Annotated in this window: 25 protein-coding genes; 15 read left to right on the forward strand and 10 right to left on the reverse strand. The window is 46.0% G+C overall.

Annotation, left to right across the window (positions count from 1 at the left end):
• Positions 1-161: 161 nt before the first annotated feature.
• The 4 genes from PKOR_RS13185 to PKOR_RS13200 all read left to right on the forward strand — a co-directional run bounded on the left by PKOR_RS13185 (position 162) and on the right by PKOR_RS13200 (position 3,727).
• Positions 162-929 (forward strand): outer membrane beta-barrel protein, encoded by a 768-nt coding sequence (locus PKOR_RS13185; protein WP_084694923.1) that lies wholly within the window; start codon positions 162-164, stop codon positions 927-929.
• 93 nt (positions 930-1,022) lie between these two features.
• Entirely contained in the window at positions 1,023-2,042 is a 1,020-nt protein-coding gene (locus PKOR_RS13190) for an SDR family NAD(P)-dependent oxidoreductase (RefSeq protein WP_046311340.1), read from the forward strand.
• A gap of 90 nt (positions 2,043-2,132) precedes the next feature.
• Entirely contained in the window at positions 2,133-2,648 is a 516-nt protein-coding gene (locus PKOR_RS13195) for an NUDIX domain-containing protein (RefSeq protein WP_046311341.1), read from the forward strand.
• 191 nt (positions 2,649-2,839) lie between these two features.
• Complete coding sequence (locus PKOR_RS13200) at positions 2,840-3,727, forward strand: dienelactone hydrolase family protein (RefSeq protein WP_046311343.1); 888 nt, start codon at positions 2,840-2,842, stop codon at positions 3,725-3,727.
• A gap of 73 nt (positions 3,728-3,800) precedes the next feature.
• On the opposite strand, the gene PKOR_RS13205 is transcribed toward PKOR_RS13200, so the two are convergent.
• Positions 3,801-4,514, reverse strand: coding sequence for a hypothetical protein (locus PKOR_RS13205; protein ID WP_046311345.1), 714 nt, complete (start codon positions 4,512-4,514; stop codon positions 3,801-3,803).
• Between the two features lie 38 nt (positions 4,515-4,552).
• On the reverse strand, positions 4,553-6,418 hold the full coding sequence (locus PKOR_RS13210; protein WP_052739131.1) for a glycoside hydrolase family 3 protein: 1,866 nt from the start codon (positions 6,416-6,418) through the stop codon (positions 4,553-4,555).
• A gap of 184 nt (positions 6,419-6,602) precedes the next feature.
• On the opposite strand from PKOR_RS13210, the gene PKOR_RS13215 reads away from it, so the two are divergent.
• The 6 genes from PKOR_RS13215 to PKOR_RS13240 all read left to right on the forward strand — a co-directional run bounded on the left by PKOR_RS13215 (position 6,603) and on the right by PKOR_RS13240 (position 13,858).
• Positions 6,603-7,427, forward strand: a complete 825-nt coding sequence (locus tag PKOR_RS13215) for a rhomboid family intramembrane serine protease (protein ID WP_046311346.1) — start codon at positions 6,603-6,605, stop codon at positions 7,425-7,427.
• A complete protein-coding gene (locus tag PKOR_RS13220; RefSeq protein WP_084694792.1) occupies positions 7,420-8,211 on the forward strand; it encodes a TVP38/TMEM64 family protein in 792 nt (263 codons plus the stop codon). The genes PKOR_RS13215 and PKOR_RS13220 overlap by 8 nt, the downstream gene beginning before the upstream one ends.
• Positions 8,212-8,288: 77 nt before the next feature.
• Positions 8,289-11,462 carry a S41 family peptidase gene (locus tag PKOR_RS13225; RefSeq protein ID WP_046311348.1) on the forward strand — a complete coding sequence of 1,058 codons (3,174 nt, stop codon included), beginning with the start codon at positions 8,289-8,291 and terminating at the stop codon, positions 11,460-11,462.
• A gap of 338 nt (positions 11,463-11,800) precedes the next feature.
• Positions 11,801-12,301: an RlpA-like double-psi beta-barrel domain-containing protein gene (locus PKOR_RS13230; protein ID WP_148561688.1), complete on the forward strand. Its 501-nt coding sequence runs from the start codon at positions 11,801-11,803 to the stop codon at positions 12,299-12,301.
• An 84-nt stretch (positions 12,302-12,385) separates the two neighbouring features.
• Positions 12,386-13,231 carry a potassium channel family protein gene (locus PKOR_RS13235; protein ID WP_046311351.1) on the forward strand — a complete coding sequence of 282 codons (846 nt, stop codon included), beginning with the start codon at positions 12,386-12,388 and terminating at the stop codon, positions 13,229-13,231.
• Between the two features lie 63 nt (positions 13,232-13,294).
• A complete protein-coding gene (locus PKOR_RS13240) occupies positions 13,295-13,858 on the forward strand; it encodes an HD domain-containing protein (RefSeq protein WP_046311353.1) in 564 nt (187 codons plus the stop codon).
• A gap of 143 nt (positions 13,859-14,001) precedes the next feature.
• On the opposite strand, the gene PKOR_RS13245 is transcribed toward PKOR_RS13240, so the two are convergent.
• The gene (locus PKOR_RS13245) at positions 14,002-14,193 is read right to left on the reverse strand and encodes a hypothetical protein (protein WP_046311355.1); all 192 of its coding nucleotides are present in this window, start codon (positions 14,191-14,193) and stop codon (positions 14,002-14,004) included.
• A 196-nt stretch (positions 14,194-14,389) separates the two neighbouring features.
• Between PKOR_RS13245 and PKOR_RS13250 the strand changes: the two genes are divergently transcribed.
• Entirely contained in the window at positions 14,390-15,346 is a 957-nt protein-coding gene (locus PKOR_RS13250; protein ID WP_046311357.1) for a sterol desaturase family protein, read from the forward strand.
• Positions 15,347-15,366: 20 nt separating this feature from the next.
• On the opposite strand, the gene PKOR_RS13255 is transcribed toward PKOR_RS13250, so the two are convergent.
• From PKOR_RS13255 to PKOR_RS13265, 3 genes are all read right to left on the reverse strand, one after another.
• The gene (locus PKOR_RS13255; protein ID WP_148561689.1) at positions 15,367-15,813 is read right to left on the reverse strand and encodes a hypothetical protein; all 447 of its coding nucleotides are present in this window, start codon (positions 15,811-15,813) and stop codon (positions 15,367-15,369) included.
• 228 nt (positions 15,814-16,041) lie between these two features.
• Positions 16,042-16,476, reverse strand: coding sequence for a hypothetical protein (locus PKOR_RS13260; RefSeq protein ID WP_046311361.1), 435 nt, complete (start codon positions 16,474-16,476; stop codon positions 16,042-16,044).
• Positions 16,477-16,572: 96 nt separating this feature from the next.
• A complete protein-coding gene (locus PKOR_RS13265; protein WP_046311363.1) occupies positions 16,573-17,622 on the reverse strand; it encodes a nucleoid-associated protein in 1,050 nt (349 codons plus the stop codon).
• 279 nt (positions 17,623-17,901) lie between these two features.
• Here PKOR_RS13265 and PKOR_RS13270 point away from each other — a divergent pair, with 279 nt between their 5' ends.
• Together PKOR_RS13270 and PKOR_RS13275 are read left to right on the forward strand one after the other, a co-directional pair.
• Positions 17,902-18,624 carry a porin family protein gene (locus PKOR_RS13270; protein ID WP_046311364.1) on the forward strand — a complete coding sequence of 241 codons (723 nt, stop codon included), beginning with the start codon at positions 17,902-17,904 and terminating at the stop codon, positions 18,622-18,624.
• A gap of 366 nt (positions 18,625-18,990) precedes the next feature.
• Complete coding sequence (locus PKOR_RS13275) at positions 18,991-19,986, forward strand: alpha/beta fold hydrolase (RefSeq protein WP_046311366.1); 996 nt, start codon at positions 18,991-18,993, stop codon at positions 19,984-19,986.
• A gap of 6 nt (positions 19,987-19,992) precedes the next feature.
• Here the strand turns inward: PKOR_RS13275 and PKOR_RS13280 are convergent, their stop codons facing one another.
• Positions 19,993-20,220 carry a hypothetical protein gene (locus PKOR_RS13280; RefSeq protein WP_046311368.1) on the reverse strand — a complete coding sequence of 76 codons (228 nt, stop codon included), beginning with the start codon at positions 20,218-20,220 and terminating at the stop codon, positions 19,993-19,995.
• A 150-nt stretch (positions 20,221-20,370) separates the two neighbouring features.
• Between PKOR_RS13280 and PKOR_RS13285 the strand changes: the two genes are divergently transcribed.
• Both PKOR_RS13285 and PKOR_RS13290 read left to right on the forward strand, forming a co-directional pair.
• Positions 20,371-21,108 carry a DUF547 domain-containing protein gene (locus PKOR_RS13285; protein WP_052738850.1) on the forward strand — a complete coding sequence of 246 codons (738 nt, stop codon included), beginning with the start codon at positions 20,371-20,373 and terminating at the stop codon, positions 21,106-21,108.
• A 98-nt stretch (positions 21,109-21,206) separates the two neighbouring features.
• Positions 21,207-21,575, forward strand: a complete 369-nt coding sequence (locus PKOR_RS13290; protein WP_046314469.1) for a hypothetical protein — start codon at positions 21,207-21,209, stop codon at positions 21,573-21,575.
• A 123-nt stretch (positions 21,576-21,698) separates the two neighbouring features.
• On the opposite strand, the gene PKOR_RS13295 is transcribed toward PKOR_RS13290, so the two are convergent.
• From PKOR_RS13295 to PKOR_RS23520, 3 genes are all read right to left on the reverse strand, one after another.
• Positions 21,699-22,076: a hypothetical protein gene (locus tag PKOR_RS13295; RefSeq protein WP_046311369.1), complete on the reverse strand. Its 378-nt coding sequence runs from the start codon at positions 22,074-22,076 to the stop codon at positions 21,699-21,701.
• 306 nt (positions 22,077-22,382) lie between these two features.
• Entirely contained in the window at positions 22,383-22,790 is a 408-nt protein-coding gene (locus PKOR_RS13300) for a response regulator (protein WP_046311371.1), read from the reverse strand.
• A complete protein-coding gene (locus PKOR_RS23520; protein WP_052738851.1) occupies positions 22,790-26,140 on the reverse strand; it encodes a PAS domain S-box protein in 3,351 nt (1,116 codons plus the stop codon). Before PKOR_RS23520 ends, PKOR_RS13300 begins: the two co-directional genes overlap by 1 nt.
• Between the last annotated feature and the right edge of the window lie 297 nt (positions 26,141-26,437).

The raw sequence follows: 26,437 nt of genomic DNA on the forward strand, positions 1-26,437 counted from the left end.
GAAGAGGCTGTTAAAACTCAATAGTCACACTTCCTGGGCTGAATTTGAGGCGTTGCTTTACTTAAACTTTGCTTCCCTCAGAGCTTTTCCTGCCACACTGAAAGTATAACTGTTTTTGAGAGCAACTGCCTGTTAATCCGATGTTAAACCTGTCTATAACTATGAACAGGAAATCATACTCTTTGCTCATATTCTTTTCTATACTCTTACTCAACCCTTGGAGGGATGTGCTGGCGCAACAGTACCGTTATAAGGCGAACAGCAAAAGCAGTTTGGTGCTGGAGCGAGGCTGGGTAATACTAGTTGGCGGAGGCGTAGCAGCAGTTAGAAGCGATATTTGTGGCAGCTGGGGCTGTAATGACTTTGGCCCGAATGTGAGTGTGGGTGGCCTTTACAAGTTCTCCCCATACTTTGGCGTGAGCGGTACGATCGACTACGTAAAGTTGGGTGCTGTGGAGAAAAATCCTGAGGCACCCCTTAATGTAGCATTTGAATCGGAAGTGATTGAGGTAGCTGCCTCTGCTGTGATAAACCTGATGGATAGCTACGCCGGCTCCGGAAACTATCGGGCCAAACGTAAACGTTTTGCAGTGCCATACTTCAGGATAGGGCTTGGTGCAGTTTATTACACTCCTACATCCTTCCCCCGCGACCGCAGTCTGGATGACTCACAGGTTACTTATGATCCGGAAAGAAACTACCCAGCTATTGCAGCTGTGTTACCTGTTGGTGGAGGTATCCGCTTTTACATTAACGACGAGTTTAGTATTGCTCCTGAGCTTTCTTACCGCGTTACTAGCACAGACTATTTAGATAACATTGGACCAGTGCTGGCCAACGGTGCCAGAAAGGATGAATACGCTGTGGTATCAGTAAAGCTGCAGTACACCCCTGTGCTGAAGAATAAGATTTTCTCTAAGAAACAGTAAAGCACCAGCTATACTTAACCCATATTTTCTACTGTCGTAGAGGTAAAGGCAAGTACATAAACGTATTTGCCTTTATTCTTTATCTCCATACACATGAAAACAGACAACAGGAATACCCTCTTCTGGTTAGCAGCCGGGGCAGGAGCATTGATAGCAGCACGGGCAATAAGCAGAAAACTAACAGCCTATGATTTTAATGGTAAGACTGTATTGATAACCGGAGGCAGTCGTGGCTTAGGTTTAGTAATGGCACGGCAACTGGCGAAGGAGGGGGCCAGGTTGGTACTATGTGCACGTGATGAGAATGAGTTGGAAAATGCGCGCATGGAATTGGCAGGGAATGGCGCTGAGGTACTGGTACAGAAATGCGATGTAACAGATCAGCAGCAGGTGAATGATATGATTACCAACGTGCAGAACGAGTTCAGCCCGATTGATGTGCTCATCAACAATGCAGGCATGATAAACGCTGGTCCAGTGGCTGAAATGACTGTTCAGGAGTTTGAGGAGGTAATGAAAGTACATTTTTGGGGAGCAGTTTATACTACGCTAGCTGTTTTACCAGCTATGAAAGCGCGTGGCGGAGGCCGTATACTTAATGTCTCCTCAATTGGCGGCAAAATAGGGGTGCCGCACCTGGTACCTTACAGTGCCAGTAAGTTTGCTCTGGTTGGTTTGTCAGAGGGGCTAAGGGCCGAGCTAAGTAAGTATGACATTTTCGTTACTACTGCCACACCTGGCTTGATGCAAACCGGCAGCCCGAAGCATGCTATCATTAAAGGGCAGCACAAGAAAGAGTACTCACTGTTCAAGATCATGGACTCTAACCCGTTTACCTCCACTACAGCCGAAGACTCTGCCAGCACCATGTTAAATGCTCTACGGCACGGTGATGCGCAGGTAACGACCACGTTTCTGGCTAACTTAGGTGTGTTGCTGCACAGGTTGTCGCCTGCGTTGATGACTGACGTACTCGCCTTAGTGAATGCTGTGTTGCCAGGAGAAGGCGGTATCGGTAAAGGAAGAGCTACAGGTGCCGAAAGTGAAACGCCGCTGTCAGAGTCGGGCTTAACCGGGCGTACGCAGAAGGCCGCCATCAAAAATAATGAGTAATAATTCTTAGACTTGTATGCTGTGTAGCAACCTACGCTTGCTAAGTGCACAGACTATATCTTCACCCTGACGCCTGAAAAGGTCATACTTATGAACATCAAAAACAGAGAGAAAGCCTACGACGGCTACTTTAAGATCTATAAACTAACTGTTGAGCAAGAGGGCCACACTTTTACCCGTGAGCAGTTTGACCGTGGCGATGCCGTGGCAGCATTGGTATTTGATACAGATAAGCAGCAGTACATTCTTACCAGGCAATTTCGTGTAGGTTCAGAGTCCGAACTAGTTGAGGTAGTGGCTGGCATGGTAGACAAGGGCGAGCAGCCCGAGGAAAGTATAAAACGTGAGATTGAGGAGGAAACAGGCTACCATGTAGATAAGCTGGAACACCTGCACACTTTCTATTCGTCGCCGGGAGGAACCACTGAGCGGGTAATGCTATACTACGCGGAGGTAACGAAGCAAAATGGAGCCGGTGGTGGCAATGAACACGAGCATGAGTTTATAGAAATTGTGCATTTGACACCTGCTGAACTGGATGCCCTTGAAACACCTGATGCTAAAACCATTATAGCGCAGCAGTGGGCAAAGCTCAACCGGAGGTAATCTGAGAACATAGCTTAGCTACCAATTTTTCTCTCACAGAGAAGTAAGAACGCTAACATATTCTCTGGAAGTAGCAAAACCCAATACTTCCAAAGTACGAATGCCTTTAACATCCTAAAAAGATTTCCGATTGATAGCAAAATATCAACTAGTAAATAGCTATATTCAAGAAGTAAAACAGGCTAAACAACATGAAGGAAATCAGAAAGGAAGACATCAAACAAGAAGTGTTTGATCTTTACGATGACTATGCTCATAACCGAGTAAGCAGGCGTGAGTTCGTGCAAAAGCTATCGGCTTATGCCGTAGGAGGGCTTACCATGGCATCACTGATGAGCTTTCTTATGCCCGATTACCAAGGTGCTGTTCAGGTCAAAGCTGATGACCCACGTATAAAATCTCAGTACATCAACTACCAGTCTCCAAAGGGAGGCGGAACGATAAAGGCTTTGCTGTCCATGCCTGCAGATGCAGAAAAGAATCTAGGTGGCATAGTGGTTGTGCATGAGAACCGGGGATTGAACCCGCACATAGAAGATGTTGCCAGAAGAGCTGCTCTCGCTGGATTCATTTCGCTTGCCCCTGATGCTTTAACGCCTTTAGGTGGCTACCCGGGCAACGACGATGACGGGCGCGCACTGCAAAGCAAACGCGACAGAGAGGAGATGCTAGAGGATTTTATAGCGGCTTACGATTACCTGAAAGCTCATAAAAACTGTAATGGCAAAGTAGGTGTGGTAGGTTTTTGCTTTGGAGGTTGGATCTCTAACATGATGGCCGTACGCATTCCGGATTTGAAAGCAGCCGTGCCCTTTTATGGCGGGCAGCCGGCGAGCGAAGACGTTCCCAACATAAATGCACCTTTGCTCCTGCACTTTGCAGAATTAGATACGCGTGTTAATGAGGGTTGGCCAGCCTACGAAGAAGCGCTAAAGGAGCACAATAAAGAGTACACAGCCTTTATGTATGAAGGTACCAATCATGGCTTTCACAACGATACCACGCCTCGGTATGATAAGGTTGCGGCAGAGCTTGCCTGGAAACGCACCATTGATTTCTTCAACAAGAAGTTGAAGTAAACTCGGGAAGAGCTTGATACTTGGGTTAAGGTGTGACTGCCCCTAGCGTTTAAGGGCGATAAAGATTATCACCCTATTCCGCTACATTGCGGAACATGTCTTTTGTGTCGGCGGCACCTTCCAGTGTCAGGTATTCTGCTTGCAGGGTGCGGATTTTAAGGTTATCTGCTGTGCTGATCTGCTCCTCTAGCTGGCGGCGGCGCTGGTTTAGCTGTCCGTATACATGGTCAACATAATCCCATTCGTTCTGAGACCAGTTTTGGCGCTTTGTGCGTACAGTGCCCATAAATGTAAGGTATGCCTCGCGCAGTTGAGATGCCTGTAGCTGATCAAGATTATCGTATTCGCGCAGTAACTGCTCCTGCCACTCAGCTATCTTATTCGCATCGAGCGGTTGCTGCATTCGGCGCTCCTGGCGCTCTTCCCATTGCTTATACCGGCCCTGCAGGTCGCGAAACTCTTGCTTAGATTTAGTAGAAAGGCTGTCGAAGCGATTTTCCAATTGGGCATTGCGGCGGCGAAGCTCTTCTTTAACTTCAGGCCATTCTCGCCTTATGGCCGTATCGCCCTTCTCTGCCTGTCTGTTTAACCAGCCTCTGAATTCCTCTAACTCCTGCTCAGCAGTCTGTCCGGAGCGTACTACTTTGGCAGTGTCATCGTCAGCGGTGTTCACCACAACTTCTCTGCTGTCTTCTACCTCCCGGCGACCGTCACAGCTCCAGATAGTAGTTAGAAGACACAGTACGAAAGTATATTGCAGTGTATGGCGGTGCTTATTCATCAGCATGTTTCTACGGACTTAGTTTGTGCTAACTACTACGAAACTTACTGCGTCGGGATACCATTGGGACCTGCAATGAAAGATTTGTTTAGCCGTATACCGTCTCCGTAAGTAAAATGCTTGTTAACGGTTACTGCCAAGCGGCCACGAGCAGGTATTCTGCCGAAAATTAGCTCTGCAGCAGCAGCCTGCGCATGAAAGTAGCCCTGATATGCGAGCAGCAGCGCCTGGCTTTCCTCAATCTCTGGAAACTGGTTTAGAGTATAAGCATTGTTGAAAAGTGTGATAACCGCCTTATTAGATTTTGCTAGCTGCTGCACTAACCTGGCAGCCTCTTCGGAGTAGCCTAAGCTGTTGCTTGGCCGGATAGACGGGCCATAAAGCGCTACCAGCACCACATCATACTTTTTCAGTTTCTTCCAGAGTTTCTTGGCTTCCTTACTGTTTGCCTTGCGTGAGATGTAGAAGTCGTCGGTTTCTTCTGTTAATTGCTTTACTTGCCGTTGAAATGCAGTAACCCGGGTGGCACCAATAGAAACAGTGGCAATAGACATGCGCTTGGTCGGGCGCAGCGGAAGCATTCTCTTTTTGTTGTTAAGTAAAGTTATGGCACCCTCTGCAATGCGCTTATTTATAAGGTCTGCCATTGGAGGGTTCAGGTCCTCGTAAAGATTTTCGAGAGGTATAGGCTTATACTTATCCAGCCCCAGCCACTGCTTGGCAGCCAGAACCCGCTTACATCGCCTGTCAATCTCCTCCTGCGTCAGGTCGCCGTTTTCAATAGCTTCTTTTATTGCATTGATAGCTTTAGGTACGCTATTGAGTCGTTCCAGCACATCATTGCCTGCTATCAGGGCTCGTGCCTCAGCCTCACCGGGTTCAAAGTATTTCGTTACCCCTTTCATTACCATGGCATCTGTAAAAATCAAACCTTTATAGTTGAGCTGCTTTTTCAGCAAACCTGTAACGATGGGCTCAGAAAGGGTAGAAGGTACATTAGGCGTAGGGTCTAGCTGCGGAATATGCATATGGGCCACCATCATTCCTCCTAGGCCCTGGTTTATCAACTCCTGGAAAGGATACAACTCCAAAGTGTCGAGGCGATGCCGTTGGAAAGGTATCACAGGCAGGTCGTAATGGGAATCTACATCTGTATCACCGTGGCCCGGAAAGTGCTTTGCTACTGCCAATATGCCGCCATCCTGCATACCACGCATGTAAGCCATGCTTTTGGCAGCCACATCATACTTGTTCTCGCCAAAAGAACGGTAGCCTATGATAGGGTTGTTAGGGTTATTATTGATATCGGCCACTGGTGCAAAATTGATATGCATGCCCAGCCGTTTAAACTCCTGTGCTACCTCTACACCCATACGGTAGATAAGGGTATCCTCCGAAAGTGCTCCCAACATCTGCTGCGAGGGGTATTCTACCGTAGAATCTAAGCGCATGCCTACGCCTGTCTCAGCATCCATAGATATCCAGAGTGGTACTTTAGAAGCTGCCTGGTACTCATTTGTAAGCTCGGCCTGGCGTGTAGGGGTACCCTGAAAAAAGATGATGCCGCCAACCTTGTACTGCTTTATAAGGCGCATCACATCTGCCTCATACTTGGGACCTTTATTTGAGAAAGCTTCAATAATAATGAGCTGCGCAATCCGCTCCTCCGGGGTAAGGGTGTTAAACAAAGAGTCAACCCAATAGGAAGAGCTATCTTCGAGGGCAGCGATGATAGAGGAAGGCCGGTCATAAGACACGCGCTCTACCGGGTAGAACTGCCGCTGCTGCTCACTGTAACTTTGCCGCTGTGCATCCGAGCCTTCACAGGCCCATAATGCTATAACCAGCAGTGGGAGAAGCCAGAAATTGAAGAGCTTCCGAAAATTTGCAAGATGTGTAATCCGTTGCATGTTAGTTCTATAACGCACCGCTTTACCCTTTCTTGCCCTGGCTGGTGCCTCCAAGGAGGTGCTATAGGCCGACGCGTGTGGCCCTTTCAGCGGTTCTTTACGTTAAAATGTGCCTATCAGATAATGGATTTTGATCCTGTTTTTGTTCATTTTGGCTTACCTTTAAAGAAACACATACTCGTTTATGTCGATTTTCACCCCTAGAAACCATGTGAATACCTTAGCCGATGACGCTCCACATTTTGGCTATAGCTTTTTGCCTGGCCTTTTGTTTGTAGCGCTCATGTGGCTGGTTAGCCTGCTTAGCTACCTAACAGGTGCCGATCTGGGATTTCTGGGTATCATGCCCCGTAGTTTCTTAGGTCTGGTAGGGGTGTTTTTCGGGCCGCTTATACATGGAGGCCTGCTGCACTTACTCTCCAACACCTTCCCGCTGGTCTTGTTATCTGGGCTTATACTTTATATGCACCGGAAAGTGGCCTTACGAGTTATTGTGCTGGTGTATGTGCTGAGCGGGGTGCTTACCTGGCTTATTGGCCGACAGGCTTACCACATTGGGGCAAGCGGTGTGGTATATGGTTTAGCTGGCTTCCTGCTCTTTAACGGATTCTTAAGGCAAAACCGTGGTGCTATGGCCGTGTCTTTGGCCGTGCTGTTTCTGTACAGTGGCTTGTTCTACGGCCTTTTTCCGGGAGAAGAGCGTGTGTCGTGGGAGGGGCATGTGGCAGGGCTGGTGAGTGGTTTAGTGGCTGCCATAGCCTATGGTGACGGCAATGCCACAGACGATAGAGTGAAGCCTATAGAGCCAGATGTAGTGCAGCGGCATGTAAGCAGTACAGTAGGGCCACATTACCGGCACATGCTCATCAGTTACAGCGTGCAGCCAGACAGCCCTGAAACCAGGTACACTTATACTTTTGATGCCAAGACCATCTCAGCTAAAATGCCAACTCAGGTAGCGGTGACTTCGTCTAAAGAAATGACAAAGTCACGCGCAAAATATGAGTGATCATAATAAGAATATACAACAACACCATCAAGGGGTAAAGGATAAGCATCATCCTGAAAACTCGCACTCTAAGCAGCACAACGCTGACCATCAGCAAGAGGAAGATGTGAAGCAGAGTAAGTGGCCTTTATTTGTAACAGCCATACTTATTGCTGCTTTGGTAGGTTCATACTTTGTATTTCCTGGCTTTCAGGAGGAAGTGAACAAGGGCTGGCAAGTGCTTACAAGTGGCGAAGAAAAACGCATCTCGCAATGGGTTAGCCAGTTTGGATTCTGGGGACCTTTTTTTATTGTGATAGCTATGGTCGCCCAGATGTTTCTGCTCGTGATAAACGTGGTGGCGCTGATGCTGGTAGCCATTATCGCTTATGGGCCTTTTTGGGGCTCAGTAATTGCGGTAAGCGCAGTGGCAGTAGCCTCTACCATTGGTTACTGGATAGGGCGCAGTATAGGCGAAGCCGGTGTAAGTAAGTTAATCGGTCAGAAGTCGGAGCAGAAGGTTGCCGGCTTTATGGATCATTATGGTGTTTGGGCTGTTATCATTGCACGTATATCTCCTTTCCTGTCTAACGATGCCGTCAGCTTTGTGGCAGGTCTGGCAGGCATGGGTTACTTCAGGTTTATAGGGGCAACGCTAACTGGCATTATACCGCTTACCATACTACTTGCCTGGCTGGGAGAGAACAACGAGCGTCTCAAGAACGGACTTATCTGGGTATCCGCTGTCAGCTTGGCAATATTCATTGGCTACGTCAGCTATCAAAAGTACATCAAGAAAAAGTAGACTATACCTATAGTCACAGGTTTGTATTTAGGCAGAATATTGGTTTATTTAAATGTTCTAACACAATATCTGACCTGATGAATAAGAAGACCTTACTTACGCTACTTTTGGGCGTAAGCTGCACCTTTGCTTTTGCGCAACAGCAAGAGGTATATTTTGCCACCAACCCAAGTATAACTCCCAACGCAGAGAACATAATTTTTAGCTACGAAGGCGACATTTGGCAAGTATCGGTCAACGGTGGTACAGCCGCTCGCCTTACAGGTATGGAGGGTAACGAAACGCGCCCAAAAGTATCGCCAGACGGTAAATGGATTGCTTTTACAGCCACACAGTATGGCAACCAGGATGTGTACGTAATGCCAGTCGGTGGCGGCGAAATAAAGCAGCTTACCTTTCACGAAGGTGCTGATGAGGTGGAATCCTGGAGCTGGGACTCTAATACTATTTACTTTACCTCAGACCGATACAATCGCTATGCGTCTTATAAAGTTAGTCGTGAGGGAGGTACGCCACACCGTATGTTCCCGCATTACTTCCAGACGGTGCACAATGTGGCCGAACACCCAACTAGTGGCGAAATCTTCTTTGATGAGAGCTGGGAGAGCAAAACCTTTGTACAGCGCAAAGGCTACAAAGGCGCCTATAACCCTGATGTGCAGTCTTACAACCTGAAGACCGGCGAGTATAAGCACTATACTGATTATGAGGGTAAGGACTTCTGGATAACAATAGACAGCAAAGGTAATTTATACTTTGTTTCAGACGAGGCTAACGGAGAGTATAACCTCTATACCTTCCGGGATGGTAAAAAGACACAACTAACCAGCTTCGATACTTCGGTAAAGTGGCCACAGGTAAGCGCCAACGGAGAAAAAGTTGTTTTTGAAAAAGACTACCAACTGCATGTATACGATGTAGCCTCTGGCAAAACACAGAAGGTACAGGTAAATGCCATCAGCAACAACACACTTGAGAAGGCAAAAGACTTCAAAGTAGCTGGCCATATCACCAATTTTGATGTGTCGGCAGACAACAAGAAACTGGCCTTTGTATCGAGGGGCAGGCTGTTTGTATCGGATGTAAAGGGTAAGTATGTGCGTGAGCTGCCAACCAAGGCTACAGAAAGCGTGCGCGAGGTAAAATGGCTGGCTGATAACAAGCGCGTACTGTATAGCCAGAGTGTAAACGGCTATTACAATTGGTTTGTGATAGCAGCAGATGGTAGCTCACCAGAAAAGCAGCTGACCAATGAACAGCAGAATAGCCGTGATCTGGTGCTAAGCAAAGACCGCAGCCAAGGCGTGTACTATAGTGGCCGTAACCAGGTGAAGCTTATTGACCTGACGATGCTTAAGACCAAAACACTGGTTGAGGACGAGCTTTGGGGCTTCCAGAACTCTACTCCGGGATTTTCTCCCGACGGTCAGTATGTAGTATTTACAGCACACCGCAACTTCGAGGAAGACATCTTTATTCATCAGGTAGCGACCGGAAAAACCTATAACCTCACCAATACAGGTGTTTCGGAGAGAGACCCATTCTGGTCACCAGACGGTAAGTACATCTACTTTACCACCGACCGCACCAGCCCAAGCTACCCGTACGGCATGAAGGACCCGGACCTGTACCGCTTGGCGCTGCACAAGGTTGAAGAGCCATACCGCTCTGATAAATATAACGAGCTCTTTAAGGAGGAGCCAAAGGCTGAGGAAAAGAAAGACAGCAAGGGCAAAAAAGGTAGCAAGGAGAACGTAGTAGAAAAGCCAGCACCAGTCATAACCTTAGACCTTGCTGATTTGCAGGACCGTTGGGAGCGTGTCGCCGAGAGCTTCGGCAGCCAGGGCAGTCCTTACGTGTTGCAAAAGGACGATAAAACCACTGTTCTCTTTGCCTCTGACCATGTAGATGGCAAAAGCAACATCTGGAAGTATACCACCAGCCCATTTGAAGAAGCCAAAACTGAGAAAATAGAAGGGGCCGCGACAAGGTCGGTTAACTTAGCCACGGCAGATGGCACGCACTACATGCTGGTAGGCGGCAACATCAGCACCCTAAGCCTGGATAAGAATAAACTGGAGAAGGTAGAAATCGACCATACCTTCCACAAAAACCTGAAAGAGGAGTTTAACCAGATGTTCTACGAGGTATGGGCAGGGATGGAGGAAAACTTCTATGACGAAAGCTTCCATGATGTGGACTGGGTGAAAAAGAAAGAAACTTACGCCAAGCTGCTTCCTTACCTGGGCAACCGTAACGATCTGCGCATACTGCTTAACGACTTGCTCGGTGAACTGAACTCATCGCACCTGGGCTTTACCTCTACTGGCTCTGAGGAGCAGTCTTACTACAAAACCCGCTCGCTGGCTACAGGTTTGCTGTTTGAAGAAGACAAGCCTTACCAGGTGAAAGAGGTAGTTCGCAAAGGTGTACTGGACGTGCAGAATAGACAGGTGCAACCAGGCGATGTGCTGGTGAAAGTTAATGGCCAGGCCGTAGACCAGCGCACAAACCGGGAGTCATACTTCGTGAAGCCATCCCTGCAGGAGGAAGTGGAGCTGACATTTGCCCGTGGCGGGAAACAGTTTGCTGTAAAAGTGCACCCAGAGAGCTACACCAACCAACGCACCGATCTGTACGATCAGTGGGTAGATCACAACCAGAAGTATGTAGACGATGCATCAGGTAAAAAGATAGCCTATGTACACATGAAGGACATGAGTGGCAGCTCTCTGGAGAAGTTCCTGATTGAAATGACCTCTGAGGCTTACCAGCGTGAAGCCCTTATTCTGGACCTCCGTTACAATACCGGTGGCAACGTGCATGATGATGTGCTGCGGTTCCTGGCGCAGAAGCCATACCTTCAGTGGAAGTACCGCGGCGGATCTTTGACTAACCAGCCAAACTTTACGCCTTCTGCTGGTCAAATTGTGCTGCTGATAAATGAGCAGACACTTAGCGACGGCGAAATGACAGCCACAGGCTTCAGACAGCTGGGATTAGGTAAAATCATTGGTACTGACACCTACCGCTGGATTATCTTCACCTCTGGCAAGTCACTGGTTGATGGGTCTTTTTTCCGCCTGCCGTCGTGGGGCTGCTATACTTTGGATGGCAAAAACATAGAGAAAACAGGCGTAGAGCCGGATATCTATATCAAAACCACTTTCAAGGATAGACTAGAAAATAAAGACCCGCAGTTGGAGCGTGCTGTGCAGGAAATACTAACTACTGCACAAGTAAAGCGCTAGCTTATAAGTAGAATCATTATCGTAAATACTTAGAAGAGACAGGCTGTTTCTACAGCCTGTCTCTTCTGTTTTACAAGGAAAAATTTTAAATATAGGGGCTAAAACCTGAAGCAGCAATCGGCTTAAGGATAGCTTACTGATCAGCCTGCTAACCAAGTATATTACTAATTTTTAATATTAATATTTATATTAAAAATTAGTAAAATTATAATGCAGGTGATTTTCCATTAAAAAGCCCTTCCCAATATTTTAAACCTAGTAAGCAAAACCATTCCCAGAAACTGTCGTTTAAGCCTGTTATTATTTAGGAAATCGATGTTTCACGAAAAGGACTGCTTATGTTTAGAGTTAAATTACTCGCAGCCATGTTCTATGTCATCATAGCTATGGCTGAGGAATTTTCCTCATTAAAGGCTGAATCTCCCGCTACGAAAGTCGAAGAACAACCTCTTGATTGGGAACCCTTAGAAACCAGTCAACCTGCCACTAGTACCGAATCTAACCACACGCTTACTGTATCTGCCTCCATATACCACCCCGAGCCTAACCAAACCGACGCTACACCCTACATTACGGCAGATGGCTCCCGCATCAACAAGAAAGATCCCAAAAAGCACCGCTGGATTGCCGTATCGCGCGACCTGCACAGCAAGTGGGGCGGCAATGTCGAGTTTGGAGACTCGCTTTGGGTAACGGGCATCTCCGATGAACTGGATGGCCTGTATGTAGTGCGGGATGTGATGAACCGCCGCATGCGAAACAAAATCGACATACTTGTTGGTAAAGACGATCCCATTATGGGCCGCTGGGACAATGTGCAGATCGCTAAGGTAGAGTAAGCTGCCAAACGAAGTACCAATATGCCCGTACCCTATGCAGAAAAGAAGGTGCTACCACTAGTGTAGTGACTATAACAATCCTGTATGGGTAAAAAGAACGTGCGAAAGGGGGCTGAAAAGCGCCTGCTTGACAGGGAACGCTATGAACTACTTAACAGGCTGCAGGATGCCTTGGAACTGCCAATGGTGGTGTTGGGCCTGATATGGCTGGTACTGTTGGTGGTGGAGTTTATATGGACGCTAAACCCGGTGCTGGCGCTCATCAGCAACATCATCTGGATCCTGTTTATACTTGACTTCATCGTCAAGTTTATACTTGCGCCACAGAAGCTGGCTTTTCTGCGCCGCAACGTCATCACCACAATCTCACTGGCTGTTCCTGCACTTCGCCTGCTCCGCATAACCCGTGCCTTTAGGTTAATCAGTACAGTTCGGGCTGCACGGGGGCTGAGGCTGGTAAAAGTGGTTGGCTCCATTAACCGAGGCATGCGAAGCTTGGGCAAAGCTATGAAGCGGCGTGCTTTTGGTTATGTTCTGGCGCTGACAGTGGTGGTTATAGCGGCAGGCTCGGCAGGCATGTATGCTTTTGAGAATACCTATGGCCTGAAGACCTTTGGTGACGCTTTATGGTGGACGGTGATGCTGCTCACCTCTATAGGTAGCGACTATTTTCCGGTTACACCCGAAGGGCGCATTTTGTGCCTGTTGCTGGCTTTATACGGTTTTGCCGTGTTTGGCTACTTTACAGCTACGCTAGCCACTTTCTTTATAGACCGCGATGCTGCCAGCCAGGAGGCTGAAATGGCCGGAGCACGTCAGGTAAAGGCTTTGCAACACGAGATTCAGATGCTTCGGGCAGAAATGCAGGCTGTACTGCAGCAAAAGAGAGGTGGAGCAGATGCTGCTAATCCTAAACCTCCTGAAGTATAAGTATAGCTTTGGTAGCTGCTGTATATTCGCTATTTTAGGTTTTCCTACTAAAGTTTACCAGAGATGATAACATACAAAGAAGCGAAAACCATACTACACAGCATGACCAAGGGCGATAGCCTTCTACGCCATGCCCGCACCGTAGAACTAGTAATGCGAGCTTATGCAGCTAAACTAGGCGAGAACGAGGAGCAGTGGGGGATAACAGGTCTACTGCATGATGCCGACTACGAAGCTTATCCAGACCAGCACCCTAACGTAATTGTGAACCAGTTGCGTGAGCGAGGGGAGGAGGAGATTGCCTATGCAATTTCGGCTCATTATACAAAGTGGGGCGTGCCTTGCAATTCGCTGCTGGACAAAGCGCTGCTTGCCTGTGATGAGATTACCGGGTTTGTTGTAGCCTGTGCGCAGGTACGCCCAACCCGATTGCAGGGGCTGGAGGCAAAATCGGTAGTGAAAAAACTGGGGCAAAAGAGTTTTGCCGCCTCCGTAGACCGTGAAGAGGTGAGGCTAGGTGCTGAAATGTTCGGTGTAGACATGAAAGAGCACATCAGCTTTATTATTGAAGTACTGCAGCAGCACCAGCAAGAGCTACAACTGCAGCCGCAGGAAGCACAAGCTTAAACTAAAACAACAGCATTTGAGTAGAAGCGGCAGCCACAAGTAAAGTGGCTGCCTTTTTTATTACCCGTTCTAGACTACAGAACACATCCTTGGTGATAGAGCTAGTCCAGAGGACGAACTAAAAGCACCTAACTAATAAATAGCTACAGGGTATAGTCTCTTAAGATCTCGAAGCCTTCTTTATCATCACGTGCTTCTACTACCTCATCTATAACGAACTGCACTTCCTGCTCTGTCCAGTTTTCTTTTTCGGCAGCTTTTACAAAAATATCCAGGGCCGCAAATCGGGAGCCTTGTGAGGGTAAAGTGGCTTTAACTTTCTTTCGAATACGCATAGTTTAGTCTTTCCACAAAACTACGAAACCTGTATGAATAGGTGCTGGCTAATCAGGCAGAAGCATCCACTAAACAAACTGTTGTCATAACTTTTACTTAAAGAGCATATACACGGTAACTGCTCTTTAAGCTTAACCATTTAGTACCGTGGGCCGTTGAATTAGCTCGATGTGAAAGCATCCGAACTATACCCGCATGGAGAAAGAGCTATATACTTTTGATGAGCTAAAAAAGCTGGATGAGCTGACTATCATGCAGTATGCTATCCCGGTTATTGTGCTGTCGGTAGTGGGGGAGTGGCTGTATGGCATTTACAAAAAACGAGATACCTACCATAAGACAGAGTTTATATCTGCACTAACCATTGGAGCAGTAAATACCCTGCTGAGCGCTTTGCTGAAAGTATGGCTGTTTGGGATGGCCCTGGCTATTTATAATATGGTGCCATGGGCAATACCAAGGGGATGGCTGAGCTTTGTTATCTGCTTTGTAGCCATCGACTTTTGCCGCTATTGGGCCCACAGAGTGGCACATGAACAGCGGTTTTGGTGGGCAACACATGTTACGCACCATTCTTCGGAACGCATGAACTTCTCTGTCTCCTTCCGCACCGGCTGGACACAGCATATTAAGTTTATCTTCTTCCTGCCAGTGCCGTTTTTAGGGATAGATCCCTTTACGTTCTTCGTATGCCATCAGGTAGCGGTGCTGTATCAGTTCTTTGTACACACGGAGTTGATCAGGAAGCTTCCCAAGCCTATCGAGTATATTTTTGTAACACCTTCACACCACCGTGTGCACCATGGGTCTAATCCAGGTTATATTGATAAGAACTATGGTTCTACCTTTATTATCTGGGATCGCATGTTCAATACTTTTGAGCCGGAGCGTGAGCAGGTAAAGTATGGCCTTACCAAGCCAGTGACCTCATTTAATCCGGTGTACCTGGTCTTTCATGAGTGGGTGGATATTTGGGAGGACATGAAGCATGCAACGTCCCTGAAGGAGAAATTCAAGATACTTTTTCTACCCCCAGGGGCAGTGGTGACAGAGCACCAGCGACAACAGCAGGCAGTGGAGCAAACGGTGCATGCTCGTACTGCGCTTGAGCCTGAACTTAGCCATAAGGCTGGCACAATGGAGGTTGGTTAGGCATTGCCCCAGCAGCGCGCTTACTCCTCCTCGTTGAGGAGCCAGTGCAAGGCGCTTTCCTCATCTACAAATGTCTCAAACTGCAATACACGTGCCTCCGGCGTCTCAGTATCCAGCTTGCATTTCAGGTGCATTGAGTTCAGGTGCAGCATAGAGCCGGCGTCCTCCAGCCGGGCATACTTTAGTAGGGTAGAGTCCTTCATAGCAGGAATAACATTGGAGATAAGCCAGCTGGCATCTTTCAGGTTCAGGTGGTGTATCGACCTGACATCTGTCAGGAGGTACTTGAGCTTATAAGTGTTGATGATGTCGAGTATGCTTAGGTATTTTGCGTGCAGCGCATCAGCTTCCAGATGCTTCCTGCACTTAACATAAAGTATAGAGTTTGTTATGTCTACTTCTATCTTGTATCGCTCATTGTCTTGTAGAACAACTTTCTTTTCCTGCTCCGATTCCATCGTACCCAAACGTAATACTGTTCATGTGTGAGAGGCTAAAAGGTGCTGGTTTATATATGTTTATAATCCGTAATCAGTTGATTAAGAGTTATGAACTTGTCTTAAGATGAGGGCAGAAACAGTATTTGAGGGGACAAGCACACAAATTTGTTTAGCGAACGATATTGAAGGGTATAGAAAAATTGTACCACTACAAGGCCAAAAAAGAAAAGCATGGCTTTTGGCCATGCTTTCATATTAGTAGCTTTCCTGGTTAAGCGGACTTTGCTGCCTTGCTGCAGGGTTACTCTGTGCCTCACGTGGTACTCCCATCTTTTCCTCTCGCCGCTGCTGGTACTGCTGGAACTGCTGGGGCGTTAGCACATCCTTCAGTTGCGATAGGCGTGTTTGGCTAATCATATCCATCTGGCTTACCAGCTTCTTCGGGTTGTTTTTATACTTCTCCCGAGCCTTCTCGGCATGTTGTAAGCTGGTTAGGTTGATAGCGTAAACCTTCTGCGTTTGCTGAGGCGTAAGACGCAGGTTCTTCGTAAAACCAGCTGTGATGGCCTCTGCTCGCTGCTCCAGGCTTGGTTGAGCTTGTGTTGTTTTAGAACTAGGTGCAGCCTGCCCTAAAGCAAAAGCTGCAGGAGCGGTAACTGCCAAAGCAATAGCAACAACTATCTTCTTCATATATCTTCTTTTTCTAACCTGTAATAGCAGGCAATTATTGTTCCGGTTTTTCTGAACCTGGCTATTTTAACAAAGCCTTACTGGCTATAGTTTCGGTTAGCTTTCGTTATAAAAGTATACTTTATAAAAGTGCATGCCACGCTCCTGGTCAAATCCACGCTCAACATACTGCTCGCTCTGCTCCGGGTTATAGCCACTAAACTTGATCTCTATCTGCGTATCCAGCTTTATAAAGTTTCGGAACTTGCGTTTCATATTGCGCACCGTATTCTTGTTGATGGCAAAATCGGTGAAGCCTTCTATATCACGCTCCTCGGCAAAGTTCTGGCTATACTGCATAAAGCGCTCCTTTGTCTCGGGCTCATCAATTACGCTGCTGGTAAACTCCTCCAGGTCAAAGGTCTCACTCTTCGAGAAGTAATCGACAGACCGGCTGATAAAGTCTACTTGTGCCTTTTTGCTCTCGGTGCGGGCAAACACTTCCTCTGAAAAATCCTTGCACAGGTTCAGAACGGTTTTAGTGCTGTAGTTAGTATCCTGAAGCTCGGTCACGTTCAGGAAATCATCTTTCCAGAAAGCAGCATCGTAGCCATTAACATCTACCAGTTTTACCCTAAAGCCATCTTCTGCTTGTGTGTTAAAAATCATACACCCTTTGTCCACGCCTTTCAGGTTTACACCAAAATGGTAGTTTACATTCAGATCATCCTCCTCATCCTGAAAGGTCAAGAAAGTATCTTTGTTCTCAGACTTGAATATACCTATGGCATCCACCACCTCATTTTCCATTACACAGCCCTCAAAGTGCACTACGTATAGTTCTCCGCTCTTCACTTTCGGGTGATCCGACTGCTCATAGAGGTGGTTTAGTATGTGTACAGAATATTCATGGAATTTCTGTGGCTCAGTAAAAATCAGAGCCGAATAGGCAAACATTTCATTCAGGGCCAGGTCTGAAGTATGGGTAAAGCGGAAGAACTCTTCCTGCTTGAACGGCGACAGAAAGTAGTTTACCAACAGGTCGTATAGCTGCTCATCGTGCAGGTCCACCAGCTCTCTTGAGGCTACTACACCTTCTTCTTTCGACTTATTCCCCACCCTATGCACGGCCAGCTGCCTCAGGCGTACCTGTGTTCTGTCTTTCATCTCTTTTGCATTCTGTTTGAGCCGCAAAGCTAAGCAATTACCTGTTTTTTGCCGGCCATAGTTTGGCTTTACTTGCTTTCGTATTAGCTGCTAATTTTTAGGTATAAGCATGTGGTATACTTTTGTGTAAATTTTATTTGATTGATTATCAGAGTGTTGTTGATGGTTTGGGTATTCGTGATTTGATGTGCAAACTTTTCTGGCACGGTTTTTCCATTCTGCTGAATCGAGCGGCGCGGCTTACATAAATGTTTAGGGGACAACATCAACAAGACTATCATGAAGAAGATATTTTTACTTATAGCTGTAGCAATTGGCCTTGCAGCGGCCAGTGCAGAGGCACAGCAAAAGCCTGTGCGTTACAGCACTCAGAATAGCTATAACAGCATTTCTAACCAGCCGCGCTTTGGCATCAGAGCTGGTTTGAACTTGGCAGATTGGGATGGAGAGACTATGCAGAGTGTGGAGGACCTGGTGGATATGTCTGCTGGTAGTGTAAGCAGAGAAATGCGAAAAGGCTTCCATGTTGGAGGATATGTGAGTATACCAATAGGTCCAGGCTTTGAGATTGAGCCAGGGCTGCAGTACTCTCAGAAAGGTACCGTACTACGAGGCAAGATCCCGATGGAAAAGGCCGACTTTATGAATGCAAACGTGACATTAACGAATAAAGCAGAGTACCTGGACCTGCCGGTGCTGGCAAAGGTGTACGTAGGTGAAGGCTTTCACATTTTTGTAGGTCCTCAGGTATCTTACCTGCTTTCTAATAAGGTAGCCGCGGAGGCTGGGGCTTTTGGCTATAAAGCGCTGAACCAGGAGTGGGATATGAACAGCGGTTTCCGTGAGCTGGATGTAGCTGTTTCCGGTGGTCTGGGATACAGATTTGCCAATGGCTTTAACATTAGCGCAGGCTATGATTATGGTGTAAACCCAATCGATAGCAAAGGCAACTTTGAGACATACAATCGTGTGGTGAAGGCTTCGGTAGGTTTCTCGTTCTAGTAATTGGAAAGTTAAGTGTTTGTGATTTACATACAGCCCACTGCATTCGCAGTGGTTTTTTTTTGTTACTCCACTTTATAATCCTCTAACCGGCTAGTTTTTATAACTTTCACTGATCTGCTCCTGCCGTGCCTGGAGTTTTATATTAACGCAGCAGTGAAGATATATCCAGTTATCTTGACTTTAGCCCAAGCTGCTAACATTTTTGAATACAGCTGGTTTATCTTAGCAAAGCGGATTGGCTCTTAAGCATCTAAATATGCTTATTAACAAGTAAGTTTTATCGTAAAGCAGCCACTCTTGCTGCCGAACCAAGTTGTATGATTTATAGTAAAGCCTAATATTATTAAAACTAGAGAAGAGCTGATGAAAAATATAAATATGCTATTGCTATGCTTCTTACTAGTATGGCAAGTTAAGGCGCAGCAAGTGCCTAATTCTCTTAATGCCACGCTGGAAGGTTATAAGTACCCATATGAGGTGAAATATTTTGAGGCTGAAATGGAAGGCCAGAAGTATAAAATGGCCTACATGGATGTTGCTCCTGCCAAACAGGTTCAGAACCCACAGACAGTTATACTGTTGCATGGGAAAAATTTTATGGGAGCCTACTGGCGTCAAACCATACAATTTCTATCAGAAAATGGATTCCGGGTAATTGTGCCGGACCAGGTAGGCTTTGGTAAGTCAGAAAAACCAGAGGTATACTATACATTTCATCAGTTGGCGCAGAACATGCAGCAATTCTTAAAGCAGTTAGGTGTGCAACAGGTAGCGGTGGTAGGACATTCTATGGGTGGCATGCTGGCTACCCGCTTTGCCCTGATGTACCCCGAAATGACAAGAAAGTTGGTGTTGGAGAACCCTATAGGGCTAGAGGACTATCGACTGTTCGTACCCTACAAAAGCGTGCAGGAGCAATACCAGGCAGAGCAGAAACAGACAGCGCAGGCTATCCGAAACTATCACCAGACTTATTATACTTCCTGGAAGCCTGCCTACGATGAGTGGGTACAGGTGCCTGCAGCGCAAATCAACCACACTGATTACCCTAAAGTAGCTAAAGCATCAGCCTTAACTTATGCCATGATCTATCAGCAGCCGGTGGTGTATGAGTTTGAGAAAGTGCAAGCACCAACCTTAGTAGTAATAGGGCAGGAGGACCGAACTATTGTGGGCAAGGGCTATATACAGGATAAGCAGAAGCTGCAGGAGTATGGGCAATATCCGCAACTGGGCAAACGCACTGCGGAGGCTATACCTAATGCACAGTTAGTGGAACTGCAGCAGGTGGGACACATCCCGCACCTGGAGGCTACGCAGGAGTTTCACAAAGAGCTACTGCGCTTCCTGAAACAGTAGCAACTCTTAATGATGGTGGTGATGGTCGTGATCTTCAGGCTTGCTGTTGTAGTTAGCAATGGTGCCGAGAGTAAAAAACACAAGCCAGCAGAGGTATAAGGCATTAAAGTTTTCCACGGTTTTGCCTAAAAGCAGCAGAATCAGGTTGGCTACAATGGTCATAACAAGGCCTGTGGTGGCAACAAACTGGTAGGAATTCATCTCCCGTGGGTCGTATATTTTGGATAGCTTCATGTGGCTTATGTTTATTTCTCTCAATTGCTAACGCTCATAGAGCAATAGAGGTGCCATAAATCTGATTTTGGGCAAAGATACGAGAAGGGCGCATACTTATTTCTTACTGTTGCCAGAGCCAGGTAACATATTTTCCACAACTGATCACTTATGTTAAAATCACTCCTGTACTTATTACTGCCCTGTTTTTTTGTGCTTCTGCTAACTGAGCCAGCGCCTGCTCAAGAAGCGAAGACAGATTTCTATACTTTACTATCGAGTCTGTTGCAGCGGCATGTGCAACAGGGGCAGGTAAATTATAAAAGCCTGCAACAGGATAAAAACAAGCTGCAGCAACTAGTAAAGCAAATAGCCAATTATAACCTGAAAGGAGCTGGTGAGGCTGAGGTAAAAGCCTTCTACTTAAATGCCTATAACCTACTGGTCTTGCAGCAAGTGCTGGAGAACTATCCGCTAAAATCGGTAATGGATGTGGAGGGTTTCTTTGATAAGAAGAAGCATTTGGTGGCAGGGCAAAGCCTAACCCTGAATGAGCTGGAGAAGCAAAAACTAATGAAGCCCTTTCAGGATGCTCGCCTGCACTTCGCTCTGGTTTGTGCGGCAAAGTCGTGCCCGCCGCTGCTAAACCAAGCTTACACACCCGATAGAGTAGAGAAGCAGCTACAAGAGCAGACAGTCCGAACCCTACAAAGCAGTGAGTTTATCAGAGTACAACCTGCTTCGAAGCGTGTGCTGGTCTCGGAGATTTTCAGCTGGTATAAGGATGATTTCTTGAGAGAGGCACCAAGTATTGCTGGCTACATTAACCGGTACCGAAAGACTGCTCTACCTGCTCGTTATTCCTTAGGCTATTATAATTATGATTGGAAGCTAAATGATGTTAAGTAGATTCTTTGGTTGGTTTATTATGTAAACTAAAATGGTGTGCAATCAAACAAGTGCTAGTGTACAGCGTATACCATGCTATAACTAACAGACTTGATACCATGAATAAGGAAGAAGATAAAAAGAAAGCACCATCAGAAGAAAAGAATATTCACAGCGATTATAATGACCGCATGACCATGGGTAACAATCCGGATACCTCAGCTAAGCGCAACATAGGTCCAGATGGGTATACTGAGCGTGCCGGCCAGAAAGATAAGCTGAAGAACCTGCACATTGGTGGTGATGAGACTACAGGTTATGGAGCCAATGACCCAAATAGCCATGAGTCTACTGCCCAGGGGCCAGGCTTTGAGTATGAAGGCAGCGATACTGCCATGGATGATAGTGTTTCAGGCATTAGAAGGGGAGAGCAGCCGCTGAACGAAGACAAGAAAAGACCTGATGATGCTGACTACAGCCAGAGATAAGGAATACCATGTATGCTATAAAAAGGAAGGGGAGCCAAATTGGCTCCCCTTCCTTTTTATATTCCGTTCGATGAAGGCCAGCAGGTGTGCTGGCCTTCATCATCTTGGTGAGTTCCGGATTGGTTACTCTTTTCCAGCAGCTACAAAACGTGCTTGCGAAGGTTGGTGCTCTTTGTAGTTAGCGTAAGCCTGCAGCTGGTTAGGATTCAAGAATGCAGTTACCTTCTCATCATAAGCCATAGCTAGCTCCTCTAGCTTCTGATCTAACATCTCAGCATTGTTGCTGAAGGTGCGTACTAACTCTTCTGTCAGAGCAATGCGTTCACGATTAAGCTCCTTAAGCTTTATATAGCCCAATTCGTTTAAACGTAGTTCATTAGCCATGGCGCGGGTGATTTTTGTACAGTGTTCCTCTGCTTCCCGGCTTAAAGTATAAGTAGACTGAGCAAAGGCAGATACGCTGATTAGAAATGCAGCAGCAAGAAGTAAAAGATTTTTCATGAGGTTTGTATTCTAGGGTTTGAAAACGTGTTAAAATAACGCTAATGGATAGAGACTATATAACTATATAGCTCCCAAGTGTTATTTACCCTTACGCACCTCTTTTTTAATATGTTGTGTCATCTAGTTATTTTTTATAACTAGATATTATATGTGTTAAATAGTTTATTTAAAAATTAATATCTAAGTATATATCGTTTTGCTAGACTTTAATACGGATGTTTCTGGAAAGGGATAAGGCTATAAATCAAAAAAGCCACTGCATTACAGTGGCTAAATTTATTTACCAGGTGGAGGTGTAACAGCTTAAGAAACGAAATCTTCCCGGATGATACTAAGAATTTCAGGAGAGAGTGGTTTGGAAAAGAAATCTTTCACTTCTGCATGACCTTTGGCACAAATAATATCTTCTCTGTCTACGGCAGATGAAAGCATAAACAGGCTGCATTTACTTGTAATGTTCTCTGGCAGTTTTCTATACTCTTCTAAAAACCTCCAGCCATCCATGCCGGGCATGTTTATATCCAGAAAGATCAGCTCAGGAAATTCCTCAGGAGCATCTTCTGCTGATTTTTTCAGGTTTGCAAGGGCATCTTCTGCCCATTCATAGCTTACTACTGTATCGGCAAATTTTTCACTTTTGATGATCGTCTCACAAACGAAGTTGTTGATTTGATCATCATCTATTAAGATCACTTTCTTAAATGTGTTCATTACTTAAGCTTGTGTTTCAGGTAGACCTTGAATGTTGTGCCTACACCCACCTGACTTTCTACTTCAATTTTACCTCCTAATAGCTCAACCTGAGTTTTAACTAGATGCAAGCCTAAACCTCTGCCCTCTATGTGGTGGTGGAAGCGCTTGTAGAGACCGAAGAGCTTCCCTTTTTCCTTGGACAGGTCGATACCAAGACCATTGTCAGCAATTGCGATGCAAATATAATCGTTTTGTTTAGAACTCTTTACACAAATATGCGGCTTCCTTTCAGAAGATTTATACTTGATCGCATTTGTGATAAGATTTAGCAAAATACTGTGTATGTAGCTCCTCAGGGATACTATATATGGTGTTTCGCTAAAGTCAAAGTCTATACTTACATCAGCCTTTTCTATCTCCATGGAGATGCTCCTGAGTATATCCTGTAACAGATCTTCAAAAGAAACATGCTCAAAAGTGTCCAAAAATTGTCCCCGAATTGTAAGGATATCATTTAGGTCACGAATAGTGCTGTCTAAGTGTTGCGCTGATTTTGCTAAATTCTCGATTACGCGCTGGTTTATTGCTGCATCCGGCTGGTTACGGTTGTAGACAGATGTTAAACCTAAAATGTTTGCAATTGGTGCCCGTAAATTATGAGAAACTATGTATGCAAATTGCTGCAGGTTCTGGTTCTGCATCTGCAGCTGCTCTGTCAGGACTATACGCTTCGCCTCAATCATCTTCCGCTCTGTTACGTCGGCGGCTGAACTGTCTATCCTAACCACTCTGCCCTTCTCATCTAGCTTAGGCGACATACGGAGCGTTAGCCACTTGATAGCTCCCTCACGGGTAATTATGCGTACCTCGTGCTGCATTCTTTGCCCAGCCAGTAGCTCATTTGTAAGTTTATAGTTTAAAAGCTCGATGTCTTCCTGGTGGATTATCTTAGGCCATAGGTTATCCTGCATAAACTCTTCTTCTGCGTAACCAGTAATCTCCCTGCACTGCGGGCTTACATAGAAGATCTGTAAGTTAGGTTTAGCAGAAAAAATTACCTCCGGAATATTTTCAAGCGTAGACTGGAAGCGGTTCTTAGCTTCTATTATCTCGCTTTCCTTTTGTTTTCTGTCTGTTATGTCTTGGGTGGTGCCTAAGATCTTTGTTATTTTCCCCTCGTTGTTGCAAAGCGGTTCTATGATGTGGTGCAAATGCTTTACTGTACCATCGGCAAGAAAAATTCTGTGCTCGGATACGACGTGTTCTTTGGTCTCGATGGCACGGTGATATAACTGCAGTACCCGCTCCCTATCGTCATCGTGGAGGAAAGCAGCTAGGCTGTTGAAGGTAGGGTTAAAGCTTCTAGGTGTGAGTCCATATATCGCATACATGTTATCGGACATGGTGAGTATATCCCGGCTTAGGTCATGCTCCCAGCTACCTATTTTAGCCAAGTTCTGCGCCCTACTTAGTTTGGCCTCACTCTCTTTTATGGCCGTAAGCACATTTCGCTGCTCTGTGATGTTGAGAATGTTCAGAGCAACTGCTATTGTCTCTTTATCTTGTGTAAGAACCGGCCTGAAAGTTGTCTCAAACCAAAGCTCTCCAACCGCTTCCTCGTATTTGATTGTTTCACCACCCAGGGCCTTAGCGTGGTTATTTATTAGCGCCTGTTTACGGTCTTCAGCTGTAAAGTCCAGTATACTCTGTCCTACGGTAAGTTCGCGCATTTGCAGCTCTTTTACCTCACTAGCCGCCACCGCATTGAAAAGAATGATCTTTAAGTCTTTATCGAGAAGGTAAATAGCCTGTGGAGAACTGTCGAGCAGGGCACGTAGGTTGGCTTCACTGGCAATCAACCTGGCTTCCGCTTCTTTCTGTTCTGTTATGTCTATCAACGTACCGTTATAAATCCGCACATTACCCTTTTTCGTTGATGGTAAACCATGGCCTTGTATCCAAATCCACTTGTTGAGCGCCTTGTTCCAGACCTTTATATCCCGCATCCAGGGCGTAAAGGTTTGTGTCGAGGCGACAATACTTTGCAGCACCTCCTCCAGCTCATTTGGGTCCATGGCATCGAAAATCAGATTTGGATTGCGATATACCTCCTCTGGCGTTATACCATATAATTTGAAAACACCATCGCTTATAAAAGGAAGGGTCATATTCTGCTGCTCATCTATCTGGAACTGGTATACTGCTCCCGGTATGCTGGAGCTTACCTCGCGCAGCTGCTTTTCCCTTCTCTCAAGCCGCTCAATAAACTCTTCGCGCTCCTGTATATTTTCAGAAGCAACTAGCCTTGGAAACATATCGCCGCGCTCCGGCAGCGCATGAGATTTTAACCTTACTTTGAAGGTGGTGCCGTCTTTTCTTCTGTGGGTGAAGTCCTTACTGGATGCATCAGAGTGTTTATCCATTTGCTTGATGCGCTGAAGGAACAGTTGCTTTTCTTGAGGAGGCCTGATATCTAGTACAGTCATGTTCAGAAACTCTTCCCGGCTGAACCCATACTCCTGCTCGCTTGCCTCATTCACATCCAGCACCTTAAACGTATGCTGGTCATAGACCAGCATTGGTATCGGGTTCTGGTTAAAAAGCCTTTTATACTGTTCTTCTCTTTCCAGTAGCGACTTCTGTAATTGCTCACGCTCTGCAATCTCATTGCTCAGCATCTCGTTCTCCTGGTTCAGGCGCTTAGAGATCTTATGAAATGCAAATGCCGCTGAGATTATACAGATGGCAGCTAAGATGAGCATAAAAGCATACTCATCAGTTATACTGGTGAAAACAGGAAAAAACTCATTGGTTCGTTCCCTTGCCGAGGTTGTTAGCTCATGGCTCAGATTTATCAGGTTTGCCTGGTGGCGGGTGTAAAAAGGCACCAGGTGCTCCCTTGTATAGGCCGTTGCCGCATCTCTTTGCCGATTGTCTGTGATCCAGAGAAGAGAGTCTACATGGGCGTGGTAGTTTTCCAGGTCCTGATCTATGTTATGCAGAGCATGTGACTGTTCTGTCTCATACATTAAGTTGTGTAATTCACTTAAGATCGCTTCGCTGCTTCTGTAAGCATGGCCTAACTCTTGGCGTATACGATCCTTTTCTGCTGCTTCCTGAGCATAGGTATAAGTTCTTATCAAGCTCTGCGTATGCTCCTTATTTTCCAGAAGCTTATTTACTAACTCCAGCCGCTTGTATGCCCGCAGCATGTTAGTACTGTACTTCTCCTGTACTTCTTCAGACCTGATGTAGAAGTACAAGCAAACCAGTCCCAGGGCCACCACCATGCTCAGGAATGATATGCCTACATTCCGGATGATGCGTTTATGCTCTTGCCGGCGCTTTGGGTGCTTCTCTAGCAGCATTTACTAAGTAGAGTATTTATTGGCAGGTAAGCCCACCGAATTATATGTTAAGTAGCTTGTATAAACAATATGCAATTAATGACACAGCATTTTGCATTGATAAATATATATAGGGTTGCAAGGATTACAATGCCTTGTGCTTAATTGCTCAAATAAGTCAAGTTTTTTCCTGCTATGTTTTAACATCTATAGCATTAACATATAGTTGTAAGTATATGTACGTACTTTAAAAAATGTACAATTCATTTTTACAGCTAGTCCTGTCAGTGTTAGTATAAATAGCCATTAAATCTTGTA

It is taken from the genome of Pontibacter korlensis (assembly GCF_000973725.1).
In the GTDB taxonomy this organism is placed as follows: domain Bacteria; phylum Bacteroidota; class Bacteroidia; order Cytophagales; family Hymenobacteraceae; genus Pontibacter; species Pontibacter korlensis.